Source organism: Bacillus sp. B15-48 (genome assembly GCF_016879755.1).
Taxonomy (GTDB): Bacteria; Bacillota; Bacilli; order Bacillales; family Cytobacillaceae; genus Mesobacillus_B.
The window spans coordinates 214383-239560 of record NZ_WOFU01000002.1; the positions used below are offsets into that span (position 1 = coordinate 214383).

Consider the following 25178-nt stretch of genomic DNA (forward strand, 5'->3'; position numbering starts at 1 on the left):
ATCTTATTTTTTATCTTTTAATATTCACTATAACGCTCTTGATTTTCTGCTTCTCTTTCAAGATACCAGTGCTTGACCTGTGTAAAAATCGCAAATAATAGGAAAAAGTTCATGGCCCAAACACTGACAAAGGGAGAAATACCTCCAAATTCAATGGTTTGGTATCCTTTTAGAAGCATAACTATGTATGATTCAACAAAAACTAATACAAAACCTAAAACTCCCGCTAAAGACATCCGAACCATCTAACTCAGCTCCCATCCCCTTTATTACCCCTTAATGAAATAATAGCTCATCAAGTACAAATAGGCAATAAAAATGTTCGAAATTTGGACAAAATTTTATCATATTTTTGTAACAATTCGTGGTAGGGGCGAGAATGGTTGATAAATGTGTTGTGTTTGTGAAATTTTATAGGCGATACCTTCATTTATTTCAATAAAATAAGATGCCATTGGAGCAATGCCATCTAAATTCATCTATACTCTCATTTTTAATTTTTTCTGTTTTTGCATCACTTCGTATGATTTTTCAATAATATCCGTTAACACATCTCCTTTATAAACTCTGCCAATTTTTGTATTTTCCTGATAATACTCGACGATTTCATCTAGTTTATCTGCAGTTTCTTTTGATATCCTTACATTCAATTGTTGTTTTTCATTCGCAGCCATTATATACTGTCACCTCTTATAAAGCGAAACTTCCGTCAGTAAAGCTAATCTCTACTTTTATTTTACCATACATATCAAGTATTCAAAGAATGAATCTAGAGTAATTTCTTAATTACATATTTCCACAGAAAAAACAGCACATTAATTAAAGGAGGTGTTTGTGAATTGAAAATGAAAAAAACTGAAAATGTTCAAATGCCAGATTTTAAGCAATTAGATGATCGTTTCATTGCTGAAGCACCATCTGAACCAATGCTCGTCATAAAAACCAAACTAGATCCTAAAAACTCAACAGAAAAAAATCCATATTATCAATCTCATGGGGTGAAGGATGTAGAAAAATTCAGGAACTATTTTGAGGAGCGAGAATAACAATGGAAAAAACATTAGCTTATTTACGGGAAATCCTTGCAAATTATACAGAGAAAAATGACCTTAGCAAAAAAATTTACGACAAAATTGAAGAAGGAAATTATACATCAGAAGGGGAGTTCGTTCGAGACTTATCATTTGAGGAATCAGAGTATTTAAACAAAATCCTCCCGTGGGAAATAAACTATGCTAATAATGAAAAGGACGATGAAAGAGCCTATCAATTAAATGAAGTTTACGAACTTTTATTTTAATTTAATGATCACGAGCCTATGGCTCATGATCTTTTTTTCTGCTTATGTTAAGGTTTAAAAATACGAAAAGGATGAACATAACGTCCATCCCTTGTCATTATTTTTCTTCATCTTCATCCACATAAGGATCATGCTCAAATGCGGGTAAATCTCCAAAAGAAGTCATCATTCCTTCTTCATCGAGTTCATCTTCATAGCGTTCATGCTGTTTGTTTGGATAGATTTTAAGCTCTTTCCCTTCGATATCCGTTCCGACAAAGTTTTCATAGTCTTCTACATAACCGATGTTTTCCTCTGATTCATTATATACGTCATTATAATGGCCTTGTGGCTGATAAAAATCCGAAGGTCCTTCGGACGTTCCAAAACTAGCTACCTCCTGCCATGAATCTTCTGCATCGTATGCAACTGCCTCATCCTGCAAATCATTATCAAATTTACCAAACGGGGGCATTAATACGCCCTCTTCAATTGGTCGATTTGTTGAAATGGTTTGATCTGGCGAATGTTCAACACAATAACGAGTTTCAGGAAGCGCTTCTAATCGTTCAAAGGGAATTTCTTGCCCGCATGTAATGCATTTTCCATAATCGCCATTATCGATTGCCTGTAGAGCCTTATCAATATTCTCCAGCTCATAATCATCATGCTGATTGAGTGCGATATCTTTTTCCCTTTCATACAGTTCTGTCCCCTCATCAGCTGGGTGATTATCAATACTCGATAACTCACCCGATGCCTCATGAAAATGTCCTCTTTGTAAATCGTAGTGGTCATTTATTTTTGCATGTTCCTTGAGTTCCTTTTTCCTATCCAACAAATCTTTTTTCAACGATGATATCTGTGTATTTGTTAGCATAATTGCTGCTCCTTTCCGTAGGGCTTACACCTCGCCAAGACGAGTTTTCTTTTTAGTATGAAACAAAATCCGTTTTTCATGAATGAAAAACGGACATAAACCCAAACTCCGGAAAAAGGTTAGGAGCATTTTAAATAATTAAGAATTACTTTAAGTTATTATCGGTTCTATTTTTACTGCACAGGCCTTAAATTCTGCCGTACCTGAGATTGGATCAAACTCATTAATTGTTAAGACATTTGTTGGAACTTCTGACCAATGAAAACTCATAAACACAAGACCTGGAACTACCTGCTCCGTTACCTTTACTTTAACAGTTAGCTCACCTCTCCTTGAACTTACCTTTACAAGACTGCCGTCAGAGACTACTAAATCTGCTGCATCATCAGGATGCATATCGACCGTTTCTTCTGTTTGTTTTATTTTAACCCCATTCGCATAAAATCTAGTCTGAGTATGAGTATTATAAGATTCATAGCGTCTACCTGTTGTCAAGACAAACGGATACTCAGAATCAGCTGGTTCAATTGGACCCGTATAATCAACTGGAACAAATGAAGATCTCTTTTCACCTTTATGAAAATCATTGTGAAGAATTTTTGTACCTGGATGATTTATGTCTGGACATGGATAATGGAGACTATACTCTTTTTCAAGACGGTCATACGTAATCCCGCCATAAAGCTCCCAAGCAAGTTCACGGACTTCATTCCAAATCTCTTCGCTTGAATTGTAATCCATCGGATAACCAAGTCTTGTTGAAAGTTCACAAAGAATTTTCCAATCCTCTTTTGTACTTGGATGAGGTTCCACAGCCTTCCGAACACGCTGAATTCGCCTGTCCGTATTCGTATATGTCCCCTCAACCTCTCCCCAAGACCTTGCAGGAAGAACGACATCCGCATATTCAGCCGTCTCGGTCAAGAAAATATCTTGAACAATTAACAACTCTAACTTTTGGAGCAATGCCCTTGTATGGTTCATATGAACATCAGCAAGTAATGGATTTTCACCTATAACATATAGCGCTTTAACTTCTCCAGTCTCAATCCGCTCAAAAGTTCTTGTTTGTGTATCACCTATTTTAGCGTTTAACTGCATATTCCAGGCTGTTTCAAAACGACTTCTATATTCATCATCTGCAATACTTACTGCACCTGTAATTTGATTTGGTAAGCATCCCATATCTCCAGCACCTTGAACATTGTTCTGACCACGAAGCGGCATAATTCCTGTACCACTTCTGCCAATCTGTCCTGTCAGCAATGCAAGGTTAGCAATATCAAAAACATTATTAACCCCACATTGATGTTCAGTTATTCCTAATGTATAAGCAATCATTGCTTTGTCTGCTGAAGCATACTCTCTTGCCGTAGAAACAATATCTTCTGCACTTAAACCAGTGATTTCAGCTACATATTCAGGAGAGTATCTCTCAACTTGTTTCTTTAATGCTTCAAATTCATCAGTATGATCATTAACAAAAGATGGACTATATAACTCCTCTTTTATAATGGTATGCATCATCGCATTCATTAACGCAATATCCGAACCAACCTGCAACTGAAGATGACGATGAGAAGATTTGACCATATCAATTTTCCTTGGATCAACAACAATAATTTTTAAGCCCTTTTTAGCAGCCTTTTTCATACGATTTCCAATGATTGGGTGCGCTTCTGTTGTATTCGAACCCATTAACAGTAAAACTTCAGCTTCGTCTATATCTTCAAGAGTGTTTGTAGGAAATCCACTTCCAAATACAGTCGCCAGACCGGCGACACTTGAAGCATGTCAAGTTCGGTTACAGCCATCAATATTATTGCTGCCAATCGCTGTTCTCATAAATTTTTGGGTAACATAATTAGATTCGTTCGTAGACCTTGCGCAGGCAAACAATGAAATCGCATCTGGGCCAAAATTATTTTTTATTGTAGAAAGTTTATTAGTAATGTATTCATAAGCCTCGTCCCATGAAGCCTGTACAAGCTTTCCTGCACGCCTGATTAGAGGCGTTTTCAATCGACTAGGAGCATGAACATACTTATAAGCAAATGCACCTTTCACACAAGTCTGGCCTTTATTAACAGGGGCTTCTTTATCGCCTCTAATTCTAATAATTTCGTTATTCTCTACTTCTAAAAGTAAACCGCATCCTGTACCGCAGTAGCCACAGACGGTTTTAATATGAGTTGATTGTGTCATCTGTTTCCCTCCTATATACAATGTATTTATATCATTTTAAATCAAATCAAAGTGTGATTGGTGTCACCTTTTAGTGAATTTTTGACTCTTTTCCAACACTTTTCAAAAAAAAGACGGAATACCTACTGGTACCCGTCAAATTACGCTGTTTTCGCTGGCAATAATATTTTGAATGTTGTTCCCTTGTTCTGTTCACTTTCAATATATACTTTTCCATGGTGACTTTCGATAATTTTAAACGAAACCAGAAGTCCGAGTCCATTGCCGTTTTTCTTTGTCGTGTAAAATGGCTCGCCAATCTTTTTAAGTGTGTCTGGCGGGATTCCAACACCTGTATCTTTAATTGAGATTTCAATATTTTTATCGACAATTTCCGCTTTAACAAATAAATCGCCACCACTTGGCATCGCTTCTATTCCATTTTTTATGAAATTTAAAAAAACCTGCTTTAATCGATTTTCATCACATTCAATTTGTACGATATTCTCATTAACATCTAGATGTAAAATTACATTCCGTTTTCTAGCTTCAAATTCTAGTAAGGACAATGTATTTTGCAGAATAGGGATAATATCCTGTTCCTGCAAATCAACCGCTTTTGGTTTCGCTAATACCATAAATTCCTCGACGATATTATTTACGCGATCAATTTCATCAAGGATGATATCAATAAATTCTCGACGTTCGGGATCTTCTTCATCTAATTGAAGGAACTCAGCATACCCTTTCATAGAAGTAAGCGGATTGCGAATTTCATGAGCAACACCTGCAGCTAGTTGTCCGACAGCAGCTAATTTATCTTGTCGATGTAATATTTCTTCAGATTGTTTCTTTTCAGTAATGTCATTTCTAACTGCTAAATATTGATATGGCTTGCCATTTTCATTTATAAATGGAACAATCGTCGTATCTACCCAATAAAACGTTCCATCTTTTGCTTTATTACGGATTTCTCCTTTCCACACCTTTCCAGACCCGATTGTCTTCCACAGGTCTTTAAAGAACTCTTTTGAGTGGTAACCAGAGTTTAAAATACGATGGTCTTTCCCAATTATCTCTTCAAGAGAGTATTTCGATATTTCAACGAACTTCTCATTCACAGTTTTTATAATACCCTTCTCATCTGTAAATGCGACAATCGCAGATTGGTCGATTGCAAATTTGTAATCACTAATCTCTTTAAGAGTATCTTTTAAATTTGCTTCTGCTAATTTGCGACTAGTTATATCTGTCCGAATGGACACGTATTGATAAGGTTTTCCTTTTCTGTTTAAGAAAGGAACAATCGTTGTATTAACCCAATAATAAGTACCATCTTTCGCCTTATTACAGATTTCTCCTTTCCACGTTTCTCCACTCCCGATTGTCTTCCACATTTCTTTAAAAAATTGTTTTGAATGATACCCTGAATTTAAGATTGAATGGTTTTGACCGAGCAGTTCTTCTTCCGTATACTTAGAAATCTCAATAAATTTATCATTTGCATAAGTTATATTCCCTTTAGGATCGGTAATTGCAACAATCGATGAAACGTTAAGAGCATCTGTAATATCCTTTAAGTTCGTATCACTATCAGCTAAGCGCTTACTAATTAACGCACTAGAAGCAATTAACCCTGCCATTATAATCATTGCGATGGCTATAATGATATAACCAAGAAGCGACTCTGGGATAATGAATTGGGGAACGCCGTCATTCCCAAGTGTATAAACACTTGTTGCTCTAGTAAGCAATATATGTCCTTGGACAATGCCGCCGGTTATAGCTAATGAAACTAACGGTTTGATCCAAACATAATTCGATTTTGAAAATCCCTTTGAGTAAAATAAAAGCCAAAAAGAAAAGAAAAAAGACCCAAAGACTAGAAGAACAGCAACCGTCCCAAAAACTGGATTATAACGAAATCCCATATTCGTTGAAACCATGCCGATGAAATGAACAACGAAAACGGCATTGGTCATAAAAAAACTACTTAGCCATAAATGAAGTTTAGCAAGATTTTTAGCAGATAATGATACGAATGCAATCGCAGTGAAAGTAATCGCCAACAAAATAGCTAAAATATTAATCGGTATTTGGTACGATAAGTCCCCACTTATATGTAGAGAATGAGTACCGAAAAAATTCAAAACCCAAACTCCTACTCCTAGTGAAAACGAAGCACCTAAAAAGAGAAGCCTTTTATTCCTATCAGAAGACCGTACTAATGTAAACAAATCTAAAGCTGTATAGGATGCCATTATCGTTAGTAGTATTGCAACCAATAATAAGACAGGATCAAATGTTAAGTCTATTGTTTGCATGTTCAGGCACCATTCCCTATGTGTTTATTTACTTTGATTGTAAGTCATAAAAATGAAGATGAAAAGAAAAAAGCATCGATATTGTTATAATTTCGTCACTTTTTTAACTTGACATGTAATGTTTTTATTTTTACACATTTACGGTGGGAATATATATTTCAGAACTTTTTAAAAAAGCCGTCACAAACTTAACGGTTTCTGTTTATACTGTTATATAACATTTTTATTTATAAACATCTGTTATATAAGAGAGGTGTAAGCATGACACATCATTCAATTGAACATTTAAAGATGCAAAGTAATAAGATTTGTTCTGAGTGCGGAGAAAAGATAGAAGAGCAACAGACATCCTATTTTCTTGAATGTGAAAGATGCCTTGCAAAAAAACAGGATTAAAAAAAGGAAATTATGTGATTTAAATAAAAAATCTCCCTCTTAGAGGGAGATTTTTCGATAACATCTTAGGAGACCCAACCATGGCACCAACTAAACAATGTAGCACCTTTCGGTCACATCCACTTCGCGGATGGATCCTTTAGACGGTTCAGCCGATGTATGCTGTTCCGTTGAAGAACTTGCACTTCACTTCAACTACGAAGAAAAAGTGATTCTTCCCTTTTACTAACTACGGAATACAACCCGTAAGACTCATTTTTTTCTTACCTCTTGTATGAATTGCTTTTAGGTGTCGCAAAAGGGTGACGGTTTCAAAAGTGAAACGAGTGGTTTCTATTTTGAAGATAACTCCGCGAAAACGCTTTCTGTTCTTCTCCCGTCATTTTAGATTACTTTTATCATTTCCATCCTCCATTTCCACTAAACTTATTTCGTTTAGTAGGATTCCTTTTAATCCCAAATGTTTCTCCCAAATCTTCATATTTGAATCGTCTTTCCAGATGGTTCTTCTATGCGTCTTTTTGGAGATCCATTTTTTGGTTAGAGTATCCATCCCGTGTATAGTACCTAATAGACGGGATTTCATCTTCCTTCCAATTGGACGTTTAAAGCAATGGAATTTTGAAGGAGCAAGATAAAAGTTTTTAAATTTAACGGTTAAAAAACTTGCTTTACATTTTCTAAATAAGATATAAATTATTTTCTCCTTTTTGCTTTACCTACAATGCAACCGTTTACAATCAGTAAAGAAATAAAATGTTCCTCGTTCACTTTTTCGGAACGAGCATCTATGGTTGAGCCTCCTAAGATGTTATTATCTTCTTTACACTTTTATTATAACTCAAAATTTCGTTTGTGACGAATGCGATTGTTACAAAACAGTGAACAATCATCCTTTGAGATGGTTCCCACAATTCACCTTACAGAAGAGTCACCTCGTTTTCTTGAGTGTGAAAGATGCCTCGCAAAGGAGCTGGATTAAAACAGGAATCATGTGATATAAATAGAAAAACCCCCTAAGTGAAGGGAGTTTTTCTGATAACACCTTAGGAGACCCAACCATGGCACCAACTAAACAATGTAGCACCTTTCGGTCACATCCACTTTCGGATGGATCCTTTGGACGGTTCAGCCGATGTATGCTGTTCCGTTGAAGAACTTGCACTTCACTTCAACTTTGAAGAAAAAGTGATTCTTCCCTTTTACTAAATACGGAATACAACCCGCAAGACTCATTTTTTTTACCTCTTGTATGAATTGCCTTTAGGTGTTGCAAAAGGGTAACGGTTTCAAAATTGAAACGAGTGGTTTCTATTTTGAAGATAACTCCGCGAAAACGTTTTCTGTTCTTCTCCCGTCATTTTAGATTACTTTTTTCATTTCCATCTTCCATTTCCACTAAACTTATTTCGTTTAGTAGATCCTTTTAATCCCAAATGTTTTTCCTAATTCTTCATATTCGAATCATCTTTCAGATGGTTCGAATATGCGTCTTTTTGGAAATCCATTTTTTAGTTAGAGTCCACCCTCGCGTAGTATCTAATAGACGGGATTTCATCTTCCAATTGGACGTTTAAAGCAATGGAATTTTGAAGGAACAAGATAAAAGTTTTTAAATTTAACGGTCAAGAAACTCGCTTTAACATTTTCAAAAGCACGAAATTGTTTTCTTCCTTTTCGCTCTTCCTGTAATGCAATCGCTTACAATCGGCAAATAAATAAATGGTCCCTCGTTCACTTTTTTCGGAACGAGCATCTATGGTTGAGCCTCCTAAGATGTTATCTTCTTTACACTTTTATTATAACTCGAAATTTTGTCTGTGGCGAATATAATTGTTACAAAACAGTGAACGTCCTTTCGTTAAACAGTTACTACGTTTTACCCCACATACATCCTCCTCTTTCGGTAAATGTTATAAGAAAAGCGCAAGCGGCGCGTGGCCTGGAGCGCTCCAACTGAGTATAGGAACCACAATAGTCAAGGGCGAATGTCATGAACACTAACCGCTAGAGCGCTGAAACTAGATATCCAGGATTTAAACAAAATCCTTTAACAAATCTTCTATTAGCTAGCAAAAAAGGAGTGGGAAATATTGAACGAGAAGCAAGCATCAAATAAGAATAAAAAAAATGAAATTACCCCACCAAGCCCTTTCAAAGGAATGGTTCCAAGCACAAGCGAAATACCCGGGGATTCGATTGATATGCATAGAGCAGTCGAAACTGCAAACATCCTGCTTACCGGGGACGAAATAAAACAACAAAATGAAAACCTTTAATCTATGCAAGCTAACGCTCTAAACATAATATTCGCCATAAAAAACTAAACAAAAAGGAGAGTATCCATGGATATAATGGACAACAGTCAAATGAAACCAGGTGATGAAGTTTATGTTATATATCGAAACCCGCATGTACCTACAGTAGCAAATATTAAGGCAGCAGAAGTCGTATCGCACCCGAAAGACCCAAATGCGCTTGCTCTTTTTATCAATGAAACTTTTCATGTAATAGAGGATGATGACGCATTATTCGCCAGTGAAACTGCAGCAACAAAGGCATACGAACAACTCATCGATTATGAATAGAAAACATTAAAAAACTGGAGAGAAACTCATGCCTCGGTGAGTTTCTCTCCAGTTTGAAACTAATTCATAATCACTAAAGTAATCTACTCATGCCCTTTTCGCGTAATTTCGATTTCCCGCCCACCTGATGTGTCAATCGCGGCTTGGATTTCCCCTTCCATATATGCATCGCTCACTTGTTCGTGGGTGATGGCAAGCCCCGAGGAAGCTTCGTCATTGGAATGATAATCTTCAGTTTGATATTGCTTCCCTGCAATTTTCCATTTACTCGACGGCTTTTCTTTTTCCAATCCATATCCCTCCTTTCCTATCCTCCCTTTACTTTCCTACATTTAGAGAGAAAGCATACAAGGAATTTTCGTAGGAGAAAATAAAAAACTTCAGTCCCTCTTTCGCTAAAAAACAAGCGCTTCCAGGAAGAAAATAGGCATAAAAAACGAATAAATGGTCACACTAAAAAAACTGGAAAACAATAGGCGGTGATTAAAAATGAAAGAAGTTGTATTAGCTTTAGTAGCTGGTTTAATTGTTGGAATCCTCTTTAAATTTCTAAGGCTCCCTATTCCTGCTCCCCCAGTTCTAGCAGGAGTCGTAGGAATTGTTGGCGTGTATATTGGAGGATTGGCTGGAGATTGGTTGCAAAACTTTATTCGAGGGTAAAAAACCTGAATGGAGATCCTTTTTAATTCTCCATTCAGGTTTTTCAAGTTATTAGGTCATATTCATTGTGCTTTTCGAAAAGGACGCGAAGCAGGCTCTTCAATTCCTCCATTGCTCTGTTTGGAAGTTGATGAAAATAGGAACATATGAAGTCCCCCTACAAAAAGCCCTCCCCCAATAATATTACCAAGTGTCACCGGAATGAGATTATGGAAAAAGCCAAAGATCGTAACCGTCTCCGGATGCGGAACAAAAAGAGCGATTAAGAATAAAGCCATATTGGCAATGCTATGCTCAAAACCAGACACTACAAACGCAAACACGATTAATAAGGTTGCACTTAATTTCGCACCATCCCCTTTTAAATGATAGGGAATCCAGTAGGCTGCAAGACAAACGAGCCAATTACATAAGATCGCACGAAAAAATAATTGAACACCTGGAGTTGTCATTTTTATTGTTACAGCTTCCATCATGAATTGCGATTTTTCTGGCGAACTAAATAATCCGGTTAATGCGATGAGAACAGCAAAAAAGCAAGCACCTAATAAGTTTCCCGTATAACTGGCAGTCCAATTCTTGATTGTATCACGAATAGTTGTTTTCCTCGCCAATGTACTCATCGTAAAAAGCATTGTGTTTCCAGTAAATAACTCTGCCCGACCATAAATAATGATTACAAGAGCGATTCCAAAAAACAGCGAGCTCATTAAGTATGTAGCCGGTGAATTAGCAACGAAAAATGACTCCGCAAGACGGTAAGACACAACAATCCCAAACCCAATGTATACACCAGCTAGCGCTGCACTTAATAGATATTTTATTTTCGACTCTTCTAGATGACTCTTCTTCTTTAAGGCAGAAGAGATGGCCAAATTAATTGGTTTTGAACTCATTAAAATTCCCTTTCTTTTTGTGACATAATTCACATTTGTATTATTTTAATCATATCCTTATCTTCTCTCTTTGTTAAGTCCTCCTAAATGAACGATTTTTGACGATTTTAGAACGTTTGCTAAATAGTCAAAGAACGTTCATATTTTCTCTATTGACCTTGTGAAAATATTTCTTTTAAATGAACTTAGATGCATACGAAAATCTAGTTGAAAAACCAAGGGGTATTTTTTAGTGATAGTTTTCCAAATAAAAGGGTGGGATGAAATTGATAACACAACAAAAAAAAGGGACCGTTTTATACGAGCTTGATGAACTGCTTAAAGCAGCTAATCGAATCGTTAAGTTTGAGAAAGGGACATTTTTATTTCAAGAAGGACAGGTCGCCACGGAAATGTATGTTCTCCTTTCCGGAAAAATCCAAATTTCAAAAATGAATCCAGAAGGAAAAGAATTGTATCTTCGCCTATGCACTCACAATGACATCGTTGGTGAACTTACTTTATTTACGATGGATCCTCGCTATTTGTTTAATGCCAAGGCAATAGAAAATGGAGAAGCAGCAGCAATTAATATCGAAGATCTCGAAAAAATCCTATTTAATAACAGTCAACTTTCCTATCAATTTATGAGATGGATGAATGATCATTTCCGAAAAACGATGACCAAATTCCGTGACTTAGTGTTAAACGGGAAAAAAGGCGCACTATATTCAACCTTAATTCGATTATGTAATAGCTATGGAGTACATCGTAGTAACGGAATTTATATTAATGTAAGTTTAACTAACCAAGATTTAGCAAACTATTGTGGGACCGCTAGAGAAAGTGTCAGTCGAATGTTAGGAGAGTTGCGCGATGAAGGAATCATCTCCATTGACCGAAAAAAAATCATTGTCCACGACTTAAATTACTTGAAAACAGAAATATCCTGCGAAAATTGCCCAGTAGAATATTGCAATATAGAATAACCAACAACGAAAAGACTGGTTTGAAGATGATAAACAATAATTAGGTTGAAACGGAGTTGTTGGGGATGAAGAAAATCTATCTTATAAGTGCGTTAATTGTGGTGATAGGTATTGGATCGGGAATTTCATTTTTCTTAATTCGTGATGCAAATGCGCAAATCCCAGAAAATATTACTCTATTTACACACGATGAGGAATTTTATCGTTTTGGTGATTCTGATAAAAAAATAAAGTTAATCGAATTTATTTACACTTATTGTCCAGATATATGTCCAACTACCACTCATAAAATGAATCAGCTAAAGCAGGATCTTGCGAATGAAGGCGTCTTTGGAGAGAAAGTCCAGTTTGTAACCATTACAATTGATCCATACCGTGATACACCAGAGATTCTCCGAAAATACATGAATGCGTTCGAAATTGAAAATGACGGAAATTGGATATTACTTACAGGCGATCCTAGCAATATTAAAGAAGAACAGCTAAAAATTAGAGAGGTAGCTGATACTTTTCAGTTCCAATATCGTGACCCTGGGAATGGTTTTTATGTACACAGTGCTTTCATTTATTTAATTGATGAAAACAACAAATTCATAAAGAAATTTCCAATGGGTGAAGATTTTGATAAAGATGAAGTCTTCAAGAAAATTATGAAAGAAATTTAAAAAAACTAGAGCAGATGCGCCTTTTAAGTGCAAGGCATTATTAAAACGACAAAAAAGCGTGTATTTTTTGAACACGCTTTTTTGTTCTTTTTAGTAGTTATAATTAATGTGAATTGATCGTTGGACGTTTATCATTTTGTTGAAGCGAGTAAAATTCAGATTTCGGCTTGGTGAAGCTGATTTTTATTCCAGATTTTTTTAATCGGTTAACAAAATCAATCAGCTGCTTATTCGCCATTTCGAAAACCCCTTTATCCTACCTGTTTGATTTTATTTTACATCAAAATTATGAAAAATGTGTGAACTCGAGCAAAAAATTTGAAAAAATATTTATGCTCCCTTAGGCTTTTATTTCTGTAGAATATATCCCCTTTATTTATCCAGTCAAAACTCGTTTTCCTAAAGTTTCTTTTGAAACCATTCACCTAACATCTTCTATATGTTATAATGCTTTGGATTATTATTAATGGAGGCTATACATGATTACTGTAAATAATGTGGGTTTAAGATACGGCGACCGAAAACTTTTTGAGGATGTGAACATTAAGTTTACTCCAGGGAATTGCTACGGATTAATTGGCGCAAATGGGGCCGGAAAATCTACTTTTCTTAAAATATTATCAGGAGAAATTGAACCACAAAATGGAAATGTTTCCATTACACCAGGTGAACGACTTGCTGTCTTAAAGCAGAATCATTTTGAATACGAAGAAGATGAAGTGATAAAAGTCGTAATTATGGGGCACAGTCGTCTATATGAAGTAATGCAAGAGAAAGACGCGATTTACATGAAGGCTGATTTTACAGACGAAGACGGAATGAAAGCAGCTGAGCTTGAAGGCGAGTTTGCAGAACTAAACGGTTGGGAAGCAGAATCCGAGGCAGCTATTCTTTTAAAAGGATTAGGGATTGACGAAGACCTTCATGATAAAAAAATGGTTGACCTAGATGGAGCTCAAAAAGTAAAAGTACTATTGGCACAAGCTTTGTTCGGAAAACCAGGTGTCCTATTACTCGATGAGCCAACAAACCATCTTGACATTAAAGCGATTAAGTGGTTAGAAGAGTTTTTAATCAACTTTGAAAATACAGTTATCGTTGTTTCTCATGACCGACATTTTTTAAACAAAGTATGTACACACATCGCTGACCTTGACTTTAGCAAAATTCAAATTTATGTAGGAAACTATGACTTCTGGTACGAATCAAGCCAACTAGCATCAAAAATGGCACAAGACTCAAATCGAAAAAAGGAAGAAAAAATCAAAGAATTACAAGCCTTTATCGCTAGATTTAGTGCAAATGCATCTAAATCTAAACAGGCAACATCGAGAAAGGAATCACTTGATAAAATAACACTTGATGATATTAAGCCATCTTCTCGCCGTTACCCATACGTGAATTTTAGCATTGAACGTGAAATTGGAAATGACCTACTTAGAGTTGAGGGTCTTTCAAAGACAATTGAGGGCGAAAAGGTTCTAGACAACCTCTCATTTACGATGAGCAAAGATGATAAAATCGCACTTGTCGGAAAAAACGAATTAGCAAAAACAACTCTATTCAAAATACTGATGGGTGAATTAGAACCGGATAGCGGAAGTTTTAAATGGGGGATCACGACAAGTCAAGCTTATTTCCCAAAGGATAACTCCGAGTATTTTGAAGGCTGTGAACTGAGCATCGTTGACTGGTTGAGACAGTTTTCACCTAAAGATGATAGCGAGAACTTTTTACGTGGATTTCTAGGTCGAATGTTATTTTCCGGTGATGATGTTTTAAAAAAGGCAAGCGTACTTTCTGGAGGAGAAAAAGTCCGCTGCATGCTTGCAAAAATGATGTTATCAGGATCAAATATATTAATTCTTGATGAACCTACTAACCATCTTGATCTCGAATCAATTACAGCATTGAATAATGGTCTAACCAATTATAAAGGTTCACTCTTATTTACGTCCCATGACCATCAATTTGTCCAAACCATTGCCAATAGAATTTTTGAAATTACACCATCTGGTTTCATTGATAAACAAATGACATATGACGAATATCTAGAAAATCAAGAGCTACAACAAGAAATTTCAAAAATGTATTAATGAATAAGCCCGGGTTGCAATAATCCCGGGCTATATTTACTTAATGCCTTTTTTGTTTGTTCCTAGCTGACGAAGCCTTTAGTTGCCCCGTTTCACGATTCGTTGTCCCCTGCCCCTCTATTTGTGAAGAATTTAAACCAATTGTAGATGGATCTTTTTTTCGTTTTGACATAATACACCTCCCTGCTTACTTTTGCATTACAATGATAAAATTATACTTTTTTCCTAACGAATAATTGTCATTTGTATAGGTTAACTTAACCTCCGAGGAGGTGTTACATATGACGAGAGTAGGAGTAGAACAGTCCTTGTCAAATATTTCAGCAGCACTTCGCGAAAAAGGCTATGACGTTGTTGACTTAAAGCAAGAAACGGATGCACAAGGATGTGACTGTTGTGTTGTTACTGGAATAGATTCAAATGTTATGGGGATGCAGGATACGGTAACGAAAGGCCCTGTAATTGAAGCAAACGGTATGACGGCTGAAGAAGTTTGCCGTCAAGTTGACCAAAGGTTCGGAAAATAAAGGATAAAAAGAACTGTCATCATGGCAGTTTTTTTGTTGTTCATTCTGTTTCTTTCATCATTACAAAACAAAGAGATTTTAAAGTAAAAAAATATAGTCATTAGATGTCATAAACGAAAAATAGTAGACAAGTTTTAAGTGGGCATCTGCATAGGATAAACATATGACTATTTAAAGGGGGAGAACAATGCATTTTCTTGTAATTAAGAGAGAGTATTTAATAACAGCCATCTTATTATTTATAGTAACCTCAATAGGATTACTTCTCTTAGACAGACCAGAAGCTGAAACAGTAGCAATAACAGATGCTAAACAAACTTCTAGAGAAATTCACCTTGTTACCGGTGAATTTAAAACGGTAACAGAATCAGGAAAAGAGATTGAATCCTATCGATGGGATCCAGGAGTCATCTTTATTGAAAAAGGGGAAAAAGTAAAACTGAATATATATGGAATTAACGGGAAAGAACATCCGTTTTCAATTGAAGGAACGAATATTACTGGAACAGTAAAAAAGGGAGAAGAAACAATTGTCCCATTAGAATTTAATAAAGATGGCATTTATCGGCTTATTTGTTTAACTCATCACGATAAAGATAATAATGGACCGATGATTGCCTATATAATTGTTGATTAAAACTCTTCAGGAGTCAGACTCCTGTTTTTTATTTTCCAACAAAAATTGGGATCTATTCACAAAAGGTTCATAACCATATTCGAACAGTGCAAATGTTGTTTGTTATAATTAACTCTCATTCACAAATATTATCCACAACTTCTATATAACAGTTTTTCAAAAGGGATTTAATTATAGTACAGTTTTTCGAAAACCGAATCTCTAACACGTTAACTTTATAGTTAAACCCTCTATTTTAAAGCGTTATTAACTATTTCACAAATTTGTCACACCACAACTGTTACAGCCGTAGTATGATGTAAGTGTAGCAACTGTTATATAACCAAAAAGACATTTAGAGGTGAAGCAATAATGGAACAATGGAAAGAATTCGCTGCTGGAACTTGGCAAAAAGAAATAAACGTGCGTGATTTTATACTTAAAAACTTCAAACAATATAACGGTGATGATGAATTCCTTGCAGAGGCAACGGATGCAACAAACGAACTTTGGAAACAAGTTATGGATTTAACAAAACAGGAACGCGATAACGGCGGAGTTCTTGATATGGATACAAAGGTTGTTTCGACAATTACTTCTCATGCTCCTGGATATCTTGATAAAGAGAAAGAAACGATTGTCGGTTTTCAAACTGATAAGCCATTTAAGCGTTCAATGCAGCCTTTTGGTGGCATTAGGATGGCACAATCCTCTCTTGAATCGTATGGCTATAAATTAAATGAAGAAGTCGAGAAAGTCTTTACCGATTTCCGCAAAACTCATAACCAAGGTGTATTTGATGCTTATACGAAAGAAATGCTGTTAGCTCGAAAAGCTGGGATTATTACCGGTTTACCAGATGCATACGGTCGTGGCCGAATCATCGGCGACTATCGCCGTGTGGCACTTTACGGTGTTGATTTCTTAATGAAACAAAAGAAAAAAGACCATGACTCAACAAGCAAAATTATGACTGAAGATACTATGCGGCTTCGCGAGGAAATTTCGGAACAGTATCGATCCTTAAATGAATTGAAAAAGTTAGCTGAAAGTTATGGCTATGATATTTCTAAACCAGCAACGAACGCAAAAGAGGCATTCCAATGGGTTTACTTTGCCTATCTTGCAGCCGTTAAAGAACAAAATGGTGCAGCTATGAGCCTTGGACGTGTGTCTACATTTCTTGATATTTATGTGGAGCGCGACCTTGCTAATGGTACGCTTACAGAACAAGAAGCACAAGAACTTGTTGATCATTTTGTAATGAAGTTACGACTAGTCAAATTCGCTAGAACACCAGATTATAACGAATTGTTCAGCGGCGATCCTACATGGGTAACTGAATCTATTGGCGGGATGGCATTAGATGGACGTGCGCTTGTGACAAAGAACTCTTTCCGTTTCCTTCATACACTTGATAATCTTGGACCTGCGCCAGAGCCAAACTTAACTGTACTTTGGGCTACGCAACTTCCAGAAAACTTCAAAAAATATTGTGCAAAAATGTCTATTAAGACAAGTGCAATCCAATATGAAAACGATGATATAATGCGGACAGAATATGGCGATGATTACGGAATTGCCTGCTGTGTATCTGCAATGAGAATTGGTAAGCAAATGCAGTTCTTCGGAGCTCGTGCTAATCTTGCAAAAGCATTACTTTATGCAATTAATGGTGGCATCGATGAAAAACTTAAAATCCAGATAGGGCCTACGTTCCGTCCAATTACTTCTGATGTCCTCGACTTCGAAGAAGTCATGGACCGATTCGACGATATGATGGAATGGCTTGCAGGTCTATATATCAATGCATTAAATATCATTCACTATATGCATGACAAATATAGCTATGAGCGTATTGAAATGGCACTTCATGATACAGAAGTTTTACGTACGATGGCAACAGGTATTGCTGGATTAAGTGTTGTCGCTGACTCTCTAAGTGCGATAAAACATGCAAAAGTAAAAGTGATTCGTGACGAGAACGGACTAGCTGTTGACTTCGAAACAGAAGGGGATTTCCCTAAATATGGAAACAACGATGATCGTGTCGACAGTATTGCTGTAGAACTTGTTAAAACATTTATGAAAAAACTTAAAAAGCACCCAACATACCGTGGGGCAATGCATACGATGTCTATCCTTACGATCACTTCTAACGTGGTATACGGGAAGAAAACAGGTAATACGCCTGACGGCCGCCGTGCAGGCGAACCATTTGCACCTGGTGCGAATCCAATGCATGGCCGTGATACAAAAGGAACGCTCGCTTCCCTCTCTTCTGTAGCAAAGCTTCCATATGAGTATGCATTAGACGGAATCTCAAACACATTCTCCATCGTGCCTAAAGCACTAGGAAAAGAAGAAGATGGCAGAATCAATAATCTTGTTGCGATCTTAGATGGTTATACAGCTAAAACAGGACACCATTTAAATGTCAACGTCTTTAACCGCGATACTCTATTGGCAGCTATGAACCATCCAGAAGAATATCCGCAATTAACAATACGTGTTTCAGGCTATGCGGTTAACTTTATCAAATTAACTCGTGAACAACAGCTTGATGTGATTAACCGAACATTCCATGAAACAATGTAAAAGTAAAAGAACAAATTAAGAGGCTCCCCTACAGGGGATCCTCTATCTTTGAAAGGGGTTTTTCATCATGATCGGAAACATTCATTCTATCGAAACATTAGGCACAGTAGACGGACCAGGAATCCGATATATTGTTTTTACTCAAGGCTGCTTGCTCCGTTGCCAGTTTTGCCATAATCCAGATACGTGGGAAATTGGGACAGGAAAACAAATGTCTGTTTCCGACATCATTGATGATTTAAAGTCCTATCTCCCCTTTTTCGAGGCATCTGGCGGTGGAATTACTGTTAGTGGAGGAGAACCGTTACTGCAAATTCCATTTATAACCGAACTGTTCAAAGAGTGTAAAAAACTCGGAATCCATACAACGATTGATTCTTCAGGTGGATGTTATTCTTCAAATCCCCATTTTCACCAACAGCTAAAGGAATTATTAAGTTATACAGACCTAATTCTTTTAGACTTAAAACAAATCGACAGGGAAAAACATAAACAATTAACTGGACTTACAAACGACCATATTCTTGAATTCGCTCGTTTTTTGTCTGATCACAAGGTACCAATTTGGGTTCGGCATGTACTTGTTCCTGGTACGACTGATGATAAAGAAGATCTCAAGAAACTAGGAGAATTTATTAGCACTTTAAACAATGTAAACAAAGTGGAAATATTGCCCTACCATAAACTCGGCGTTTATAAATGGGAAGCATTGGGACTCGAGTACCAATTAAAAGATGTTGAAACTCCAACAGAAGAGGCTGTTAAAGAAGCCTATGACCTCCTCACCGCAAAGTTAAAACTAAATGCGTAAGCTATTAAAACAGAATTGTTTTATGAGCAAAAAAAGAAGGGCTCCAAAATGGAACCCTTCTTCTGTTTTATAGAACAGCAAAATACTCCTTATAATAACCGCCAACTTTTCCGGTATTATCAATTATAAAATAAAATTCCTCGGTTTCGTTTTTTACATCATATTCTTTTCCTGGTGTTAAGGCACGATTAACAATATATTTATTCGCATTCGTATGAACGCATTTTACCTTTTTTAATGTTTCACTATTATGCCAACTAAAATGAATCATAAATATACACTCCTTTATACTCGTTATCATATAGTATAAAGAAGAGTTTCATGGTTTCGCAACTTTAACTTGCTTCACTTGACCCACTTAATTTACGAATTCCCAAATGTCCTGATTCTTCTAAAGTATACATTTCACCTGTTAACATGTTCTTCCATGTAAGATAACTAGTACCACATATATAATCGATACGAATAAACTGCATGTAGGAAAAGTGAGCGTCTCGATAAACCACTTCATAATATTCATTCGCTGTAAAAAGGTTCATATTCGATTCCTCTTTTCCTGATTTTTCTTCTGTCCTTATGTTTCTTTACCACAAATATCGCTCGGTTTAAACATCAGACAAGGAATGAATAGGGTTATTTATTTTCAATCCTTTTGCGAACAAAAAAAGTCTAGACTTATTCATCTAGACTCAAACTTCATGTTGGTTATTTTGATTGATTAATTTTGACTTAATCACAAGATTAACAGCCAATAACATAGGAATGAATGCCGCTACAGTAAATCCAAAAGCATAACTTGGAATTCTTTCTTTAATAGCATTGTCAATTAATTTTATTCCTAAAAAACTTATGTTCATCCCTTCGCTTCCGACATCATCTAATACCATCCAAAGTTCCATTCCTTCCGACAGAAGCAAGATGCCGAAAAGTGATAAAAGAAGGACCATAACCCATTTCATTCGGTCTACCCCCTATTTAACAAACAAACAAACAACATCAGAAATTTTACATAACCACTGTGTTTACCTTTATTATAATAATCGCTTGCCTTGATTTATATAGTTGTAACAAAATGTACACATATTTATTGAACAATTGTTGACAAATCAAACCGTATTTTCCTTTGTTCATTAAATAGTCAAAAATTTTATTAAATTTTATTAATTAGGGTTTTCAAAACCTTAATAAAGTTTTACAATAGATTCAAACTTAATAATTATTGAAAATTCAATCCATTCTTACCGAGGAGGCATGCAAATGAAAATTATGAGCAATGAACAGTTGGTGGTCTCATATCGTGATGCATTAAAGTCGGAACATGACAAGGAATGGGCAAAGCTTTTAAAAGCCGAAATCGCAAGACGAGGTTTAAAACCATTTAAAAATCGCTAGAACTTTGAATTTCGCCGCAAATCGCGGCGTTTTTTTATGCACTTAAACTGTTAATCTGCGATAAAAAACACTCCGAAAAAACCTTTCCGGAGTGTTTCATCTTAACTTCCAAATAGTAACAATTCAGGATCCTCGATTAACTCTTTTACCTTCTTTAGGAATGTAACTGCCGCTTTCCCATCAACAATTCGGTGATCATAGGATAAGGCAATGTACATCATCGGTCTGTTCTCAATTCGGTCTTTATCAAGCGCTACAGGGCGGAGTTGGATTGTATGCATTCCTAAAATTCCAACCTGTGGTCCGTTTAATATTGGCGTTGACAACAACGAACCGAACACTCCACCATTCGTAATCGTAAATGTACCTCCTTGCAGCTCATGAAGCGAAAGCTTGTTTGTTCTCGCTTTTTCAGCGAGTTCCACTAAATCCCCTTCAAGTTCAGCAAAATTTTTCCGGTCAGCACCACGGATAACTGGAACAACTAGCCCTTCGTCAGTAGAGACAGCAACCCCAATATCATAATATTTCTTAATGAGCAATTCATTACCTTGAATTTCAGCATTTAAATATGGTGTTTTCTTCAATGCGGCAACGACCGCTTTTGTGAAAAAAGCCATATACCCAAGGCGAACATCGTTTTCTTCATAAAAACGATCTTTCCACTTTTTCCTTAGTTCCATAACAGCCGACATATCTACCTCATTAAAGGTGGTTAACATAGCTGCTGTTTGCTGTACTTCGACAAGACGATTGGCGATTGTTTCCCGGCGACGTGACATGCGAATACGTTCGACCGACTTTCCTTCGTCTACGGCCGTAGTTTGCCCTGTTTGATTCGTAACCGGTGTTGTTGCATAAGTTTCTTGATTCCTTGCTTTTCTTTCTACTTGAACAACATCTTGTTTTCGCACACGCCCAAGTGGATCAACTGTTGGAATTTCCCTTAAATCAATTCCTTTTTCTCTCGCAAGCTTTCTAGCCGCTGGTGAGGCAATAATTCTCTCATATGGTTTCATTTGGATGTCTTCATTTTTATTGGTACTATTAACGAGAGGCTTTTTCAAATCGTTCGGCTCCACCGAATCAGTCGTCTCTTCAGTATTCGTCGACAGAGTTTCACCCTCATGAATAATTGCAATCGTTGCACCTACTTGAACGGTGTCTCCTTCTCCTACTATTAATTCAGCAAGAATCCCCTCATGTTCAGAGCTAATCTCAACATTAACTTTATCCGTTTCAAGTTCAACAACATATTCCCCTTTGCTGACATAATCACCGGGTTGCTTTAACCACTTAGCAATTGTCCCTTCACTGATTGTCTCTGCTAATTCCGGAACCTTTATTTCTGGCACTTATATTCTCCCCTTTACTTTCTAGTAAACACATTTTCTATGATTCTAGCTTGTTCCATCTTATGGATACCTGGTTCCCCTTCAGCCGGACTCGACCTTCTCCTTCTACCTATATATGTGACTTTCAATCGTTGGGCTAAAGCATCATTAATCCGTGGTTCGACGAACGTCCAAGCTCCCATATTTTTAGGTTCTTCCTGGACCCATACAACTTCCTTAACATTTGGATATTGCTTGAATATTTCTTTCAGTAAATTAATTGGGAATGGATAAATTTCCTCAATTCTAAAAATCTGTAGCCAATCATGGTCCAATGGAATCACCTTTTCAGCCAAATCGACAGCCATTTTTCCTGTACACATGACAATCCTTTCAACCTTGCTTGGACTTAACCCTAAACCAGGTTGACTGATAACAGGTTGAAATTCTCCATCGGTTAAATCTGACACCATCGAAGAAACCAATGGATTTCTCAATAAACTTTTCGGTGTCATCAAGACAAGTGGCCGAACAATGTCCTCTTGAAGAATTGCAGCCTGTCTTCGTAAAATGTGGAAATATTGAGCTGCTGTAGTTAAATTTGCAATCGTCCAGTTATTTTCTGCAGCCAAGGTTAAAAACCGCTCAAATCTGGCACTCGAATGCTCTGGCCCTTGACCTTCATACCCGTGTGGGAGTAACATAACTAGTCCTGACTTTTGACCCCACTTCGCCCTTCCTGCTGCGATGAATTGGTCAAAAATCACTTGAGCAGCATTAGCAAAATCTCCATATTGTGCTTCCCATAATACAAGTGTTTCAGGTGCGAACACATTGTACCCATATTCAAACGCGAGAACAGCAGCTTCCGATAATGGACTATTATAAATCGCAAACGATGCTTTCCCGCTTGAAAGGGTGTGTAAAGGAGAAAAGCGATTTCCTGTTTCCACTTCATGCAGGACAAGATTTCTATGTGCGAACGTACCCCTCTCAGAATCTTGACCTGTCAATCTAATTGGTGTCCCATCAGCTATAATGGTCGCAATAGCAGCGGTCTCAGCAAGCGCCCAATCAATTCTCCTATCATTACCAAAAGCACCTTTTCTTCTTTTCAAGATTCGCTCTAACTTTGCAAATACGTTAAAATTGTTTGGCCATTTTAGTAAATCTTCATTGATTTGTCGTAATTTATCTAATGGAACTGCTGTGTTGATCGTTGGCAATTCTTTTTCGACAATATCAGGAACTTCGGTTTCACTTAGTTGGTGTTCAATCTTCTTAGGAACTTTTTCATATGAAGATGAAAGCTTATTTTGGAAAACCTTCAACATTTCTTGTTCCATATTTTTATCGATAACCTCTTCATGCAATAATTTACCTGCATAAATGGTTTTAACAGTCGGATGTTGGTGGATTATTTTATACATTAATGGATTAGTGGTCATCGGCTCATCCATCTCATTATGTCCGTACCTGCGATAACCGATTAAATCAATTAAAAAATCCTTTCCAAATTTCGCTCGATAAGTAGTTGCAAGTTTAGCTGCCATAATTACTGCTTCAGGATCATCCGCATTTACATGGACAATCGGAATCTCGTAACCTTTTGCTAGGTCACTTGCATATCTTGTGGACCTAGAATCCTGTGATTCCGTCGTAAAGCCAATCGTATTATTAGCAATAATATGAATCGTTCCGCCAGTTTGGTAACCTGGTAACCTACTTAGATTTAATGTCTCTGCTACAATCCCCTGACCTGGAAATGCTGCATCTCCATGTATTAAAATTGATAAAGCTTTCGTTGAATTCTGGAGCGGATATCCAGGTGAATATCTTTCCTCCTGTGCAGCCCTAGTAAATCCCTCAACAACCGCACCGACAAATTCAAGATGACTCGGATTGTTGGCTAGTGTTAAACGCACATTGGCTGTGTTCTCAGATTTAATTTGTCGATCAAGCCCTAAATGATACTTCACATCACCCGTCCATCCAAAATTAATTCCAACAGAACCTTCAGATGGGACTAAATCTTTAATAGGAGCATGTTGGAATTCTGCAAATATCCTTTCATACGGCTTTCCTAGTACATGTGCAAGAACATTTAAACGGCCTCTATGGGCCATTCCAATATTTACAGTAGAAACCCCATCTTTTACTGATTCAGAAATAACCTCATCAATCAGTGGGACCATCGATTCGAGACCTTCGATTGAAAAACGTTTTTGCCCAACAAAAGTTCGATGGATAAACTTTTCAAATTCTTCTACCTCTGTCAAGCGTTTTAATAAAGATTGCTTTTTTTTCTTATTCAAATTAGGAATTAATCGGCCATTTTCAATTTGTTCGCGCAACCAATTTTTCTCTTTAAAATCATGTACATGATGATATTCGAAGGCGATTGAATTCGTATAAACCTTTTTTAAATAGTTGATTGCTTCAGCTCCATTTTTTATGGTCGACGGTGCTGAAGAACAAATTAAATCGACAGGAACATTAACGAGATCTTCATAAGTTAATCCCCATTGTTCTATGCTAATATTTGTGTCACTTTCCTTAAGCGGTGAAACATTTGCTGATAAATGACCATAACCCCTTATATAATCTGCTAACCTCAATGCAGCAACAATTTTTTCGGAATTATTTTCTTGAGTAGCTTGTTCCCTGTTAAACAGATGTTTAGGAACATGTTCATCAACCGGAATATTCCCTTCATCAAAATATTCTTTAACATCGGCTGCAACTAAATCCGGGTCTTCAAGATATTTTTCATATAACTCAATAACATACCCCAGATTTGGACCATAAAAACAAGACAACTTTTCTCGGTTGGCGTCAGGTTTACTCATCGAATGATTCCCCTACCATTTCATCTAATATTTCGATCAACCCCCAATTATTATTCAAAAATATGAATAATTTTAAAATTATGGGGATAACCGCTTTCAATCATATCTTACCATT

General features: G+C 36.6%; 28 protein-coding genes. 14 read left to right on the forward strand and 14 right to left on the reverse strand.

Annotated elements, in window-relative coordinates:
- Nucleotides 1-17: 17 nt before the first annotated feature.
- Nucleotides 18-245, reverse strand: a complete 228-nt coding sequence (locus GNT69_RS06505; protein WP_203554162.1) for a hypothetical protein — start codon at nucleotides 243-245, stop codon at nucleotides 18-20.
- 234 nt (nucleotides 246-479) lie between these two features.
- Entirely contained in the window at nucleotides 480-674 is a 195-nt protein-coding gene (locus GNT69_RS06510; RefSeq protein ID WP_203554163.1) for a hypothetical protein, read from the reverse strand.
- A gap of 171 nt (nucleotides 675-845) precedes the next feature.
- Here GNT69_RS06510 and GNT69_RS06515 point away from each other — a divergent pair, with 171 nt between their 5' ends.
- Together GNT69_RS06515 and GNT69_RS06520 are read left to right on the forward strand one after the other, a co-directional pair.
- Entirely contained in the window at nucleotides 846-1046 is a 201-nt protein-coding gene (locus tag GNT69_RS06515; protein ID WP_203554863.1) for a hypothetical protein, read from the forward strand.
- A 2-nt stretch (nucleotides 1047-1048) separates the two neighbouring features.
- Complete coding sequence (locus GNT69_RS06520) at nucleotides 1049-1300, forward strand: sigma-G-dependent sporulation-specific acid-soluble spore protein CsgA (RefSeq protein ID WP_203554164.1); 252 nt, start codon at nucleotides 1049-1051, stop codon at nucleotides 1298-1300.
- 97 nt (nucleotides 1301-1397) lie between these two features.
- Here GNT69_RS06520 and GNT69_RS06525 read toward each other — a convergent pair whose 3' ends face one another.
- The 3 genes from GNT69_RS06525 to GNT69_RS06540 all read right to left on the reverse strand — a co-directional run bounded on the left by GNT69_RS06525 (nucleotide 1398) and on the right by GNT69_RS06540 (nucleotide 6667).
- Complete coding sequence (locus GNT69_RS06525) at nucleotides 1398-2159, reverse strand: TraR/DksA C4-type zinc finger protein (RefSeq protein WP_203554165.1); 762 nt, start codon at nucleotides 2157-2159, stop codon at nucleotides 1398-1400.
- Nucleotides 2160-2309: 150 nt separating this feature from the next.
- Nucleotides 2310-4364, reverse strand: coding sequence for a formate dehydrogenase subunit alpha (fdhF, locus tag GNT69_RS06530; RefSeq protein ID WP_239094085.1), 2055 nt, complete (start codon nucleotides 4362-4364; stop codon nucleotides 2310-2312).
- A gap of 140 nt (nucleotides 4365-4504) precedes the next feature.
- The gene (locus tag GNT69_RS06540) at nucleotides 4505-6667 is read right to left on the reverse strand and encodes a PAS domain S-box protein (RefSeq protein WP_203554168.1); all 2163 of its coding nucleotides are present in this window, start codon (nucleotides 6665-6667) and stop codon (nucleotides 4505-4507) included.
- Between the two features lie 291 nt (nucleotides 6668-6958).
- Between GNT69_RS06540 and yhfH the strand changes: the two genes are divergently transcribed.
- From yhfH to GNT69_RS06555, 3 genes are all read left to right on the forward strand, one after another.
- Complete coding sequence (gene yhfH / locus GNT69_RS06545; RefSeq protein ID WP_239094121.1) at nucleotides 6959-7063, forward strand: protein YhfH; 105 nt, start codon at nucleotides 6959-6961, stop codon at nucleotides 7061-7063.
- A 2093-nt stretch (nucleotides 7064-9156) separates the two neighbouring features.
- Nucleotides 9157-9342 carry a hypothetical protein gene (locus GNT69_RS06550; protein WP_203554916.1) on the forward strand — a complete coding sequence of 62 codons (186 nt, stop codon included), beginning with the start codon at nucleotides 9157-9159 and terminating at the stop codon, nucleotides 9340-9342.
- Nucleotides 9343-9417: 75 nt separating this feature from the next.
- Nucleotides 9418-9651 (forward strand): transcriptional regulator SplA domain-containing protein, encoded by a 234-nt coding sequence (locus GNT69_RS06555; RefSeq protein WP_203554864.1) that lies wholly within the window; start codon nucleotides 9418-9420, stop codon nucleotides 9649-9651.
- 83 nt (nucleotides 9652-9734) lie between these two features.
- Here the strand turns inward: GNT69_RS06555 and GNT69_RS06560 are convergent, their stop codons facing one another.
- Entirely contained in the window at nucleotides 9735-9941 is a 207-nt protein-coding gene (locus tag GNT69_RS06560; protein ID WP_203554170.1) for a YozQ family protein, read from the reverse strand.
- A 199-nt stretch (nucleotides 9942-10140) separates the two neighbouring features.
- Here GNT69_RS06560 and GNT69_RS06565 point away from each other — a divergent pair, with 199 nt between their 5' ends.
- Complete coding sequence (locus GNT69_RS06565; RefSeq protein ID WP_203554171.1) at nucleotides 10141-10311, forward strand: XapX domain-containing protein; 171 nt, start codon at nucleotides 10141-10143, stop codon at nucleotides 10309-10311.
- 62 nt (nucleotides 10312-10373) lie between these two features.
- Here the strand turns inward: GNT69_RS06565 and GNT69_RS06570 are convergent, their stop codons facing one another.
- Nucleotides 10374-11207 carry a formate/nitrite transporter family protein gene (locus GNT69_RS06570; RefSeq protein ID WP_203554172.1) on the reverse strand — a complete coding sequence of 278 codons (834 nt, stop codon included), beginning with the start codon at nucleotides 11205-11207 and terminating at the stop codon, nucleotides 10374-10376.
- A 260-nt stretch (nucleotides 11208-11467) separates the two neighbouring features.
- Here GNT69_RS06570 and GNT69_RS06575 point away from each other — a divergent pair, with 260 nt between their 5' ends.
- Both GNT69_RS06575 and GNT69_RS06580 read left to right on the forward strand, forming a co-directional pair.
- On the forward strand, nucleotides 11468-12175 hold the full coding sequence (locus tag GNT69_RS06575) for a Crp/Fnr family transcriptional regulator (protein WP_203554173.1): 708 nt from the start codon (nucleotides 11468-11470) through the stop codon (nucleotides 12173-12175).
- A gap of 65 nt (nucleotides 12176-12240) precedes the next feature.
- The gene (locus GNT69_RS06580) at nucleotides 12241-12840 is read left to right on the forward strand and encodes an SCO family protein (protein ID WP_203554174.1); all 600 of its coding nucleotides are present in this window, start codon (nucleotides 12241-12243) and stop codon (nucleotides 12838-12840) included.
- 103 nt (nucleotides 12841-12943) lie between these two features.
- Here the strand turns inward: GNT69_RS06580 and GNT69_RS25845 are convergent, their stop codons facing one another.
- Entirely contained in the window at nucleotides 12944-13078 is a 135-nt protein-coding gene (locus tag GNT69_RS25845; RefSeq protein WP_275411182.1) for a hypothetical protein, read from the reverse strand.
- A gap of 241 nt (nucleotides 13079-13319) precedes the next feature.
- On the opposite strand from GNT69_RS25845, the gene GNT69_RS06585 reads away from it, so the two are divergent.
- The gene (locus tag GNT69_RS06585; RefSeq protein WP_203554175.1) at nucleotides 13320-14936 is read left to right on the forward strand and encodes an ABC-F family ATP-binding cassette domain-containing protein; all 1617 of its coding nucleotides are present in this window, start codon (nucleotides 13320-13322) and stop codon (nucleotides 14934-14936) included.
- Between the two features lie 40 nt (nucleotides 14937-14976).
- On the opposite strand, the gene GNT69_RS06590 is transcribed toward GNT69_RS06585, so the two are convergent.
- Entirely contained in the window at nucleotides 14977-15108 is a 132-nt protein-coding gene (locus GNT69_RS06590) for a YuzL family protein (RefSeq protein WP_203554176.1), read from the reverse strand.
- A gap of 109 nt (nucleotides 15109-15217) precedes the next feature.
- Between GNT69_RS06590 and GNT69_RS06595 the strand changes: the two genes are divergently transcribed.
- From GNT69_RS06595 to pflA, 4 genes are all read left to right on the forward strand, one after another.
- Nucleotides 15218-15463 carry a YkuS family protein gene (locus tag GNT69_RS06595; protein WP_203554177.1) on the forward strand — a complete coding sequence of 82 codons (246 nt, stop codon included), beginning with the start codon at nucleotides 15218-15220 and terminating at the stop codon, nucleotides 15461-15463.
- 187 nt (nucleotides 15464-15650) lie between these two features.
- Complete coding sequence (locus GNT69_RS06600) at nucleotides 15651-16100, forward strand: cupredoxin domain-containing protein (protein WP_203554178.1); 450 nt, start codon at nucleotides 15651-15653, stop codon at nucleotides 16098-16100.
- A gap of 351 nt (nucleotides 16101-16451) precedes the next feature.
- A complete protein-coding gene (gene pflB / locus GNT69_RS06605; RefSeq protein WP_203554179.1) occupies nucleotides 16452-18677 on the forward strand; it encodes a formate C-acetyltransferase in 2226 nt (741 codons plus the stop codon).
- Between the two features lie 67 nt (nucleotides 18678-18744).
- Nucleotides 18745-19488 (forward strand): pyruvate formate-lyase-activating protein, encoded by a 744-nt coding sequence (gene pflA / locus GNT69_RS06610; RefSeq protein WP_203554180.1) that lies wholly within the window; start codon nucleotides 18745-18747, stop codon nucleotides 19486-19488.
- A gap of 67 nt (nucleotides 19489-19555) precedes the next feature.
- On the opposite strand, the gene GNT69_RS06615 is transcribed toward pflA, so the two are convergent.
- The 3 genes from GNT69_RS06615 to GNT69_RS06625 all read right to left on the reverse strand — a co-directional run bounded on the left by GNT69_RS06615 (nucleotide 19556) and on the right by GNT69_RS06625 (nucleotide 20447).
- Complete coding sequence (locus GNT69_RS06615; RefSeq protein ID WP_203554181.1) at nucleotides 19556-19759, reverse strand: DUF6501 family protein; 204 nt, start codon at nucleotides 19757-19759, stop codon at nucleotides 19556-19558.
- Nucleotides 19760-19823: 64 nt separating this feature from the next.
- Nucleotides 19824-20027: a hypothetical protein gene (locus GNT69_RS06620; protein ID WP_203554182.1), complete on the reverse strand. Its 204-nt coding sequence runs from the start codon at nucleotides 20025-20027 to the stop codon at nucleotides 19824-19826.
- Between the two features lie 150 nt (nucleotides 20028-20177).
- Nucleotides 20178-20447, reverse strand: a complete 270-nt coding sequence (locus GNT69_RS06625; protein WP_203554183.1) for a hypothetical protein — start codon at nucleotides 20445-20447, stop codon at nucleotides 20178-20180.
- A gap of 298 nt (nucleotides 20448-20745) precedes the next feature.
- Between GNT69_RS06625 and sda the strand changes: the two genes are divergently transcribed.
- Complete coding sequence (sda, locus tag GNT69_RS06630; RefSeq protein ID WP_203554184.1) at nucleotides 20746-20880, forward strand: sporulation histidine kinase inhibitor Sda; 135 nt, start codon at nucleotides 20746-20748, stop codon at nucleotides 20878-20880.
- 101 nt (nucleotides 20881-20981) lie between these two features.
- Here sda and odhB read toward each other — a convergent pair whose 3' ends face one another.
- A complete protein-coding gene (gene odhB / locus GNT69_RS06635; protein WP_203554185.1) occupies nucleotides 20982-22235 on the reverse strand; it encodes a 2-oxoglutarate dehydrogenase complex dihydrolipoyllysine-residue succinyltransferase in 1254 nt (417 codons plus the stop codon).
- A 14-nt stretch (nucleotides 22236-22249) separates the two neighbouring features.
- Nucleotides 22250-25063: a 2-oxoglutarate dehydrogenase E1 component gene (locus GNT69_RS06640; protein WP_203554186.1), complete on the reverse strand. Its 2814-nt coding sequence runs from the start codon at nucleotides 25061-25063 to the stop codon at nucleotides 22250-22252.
- Nucleotides 25064-25178 lie beyond the last annotated feature (115 nt).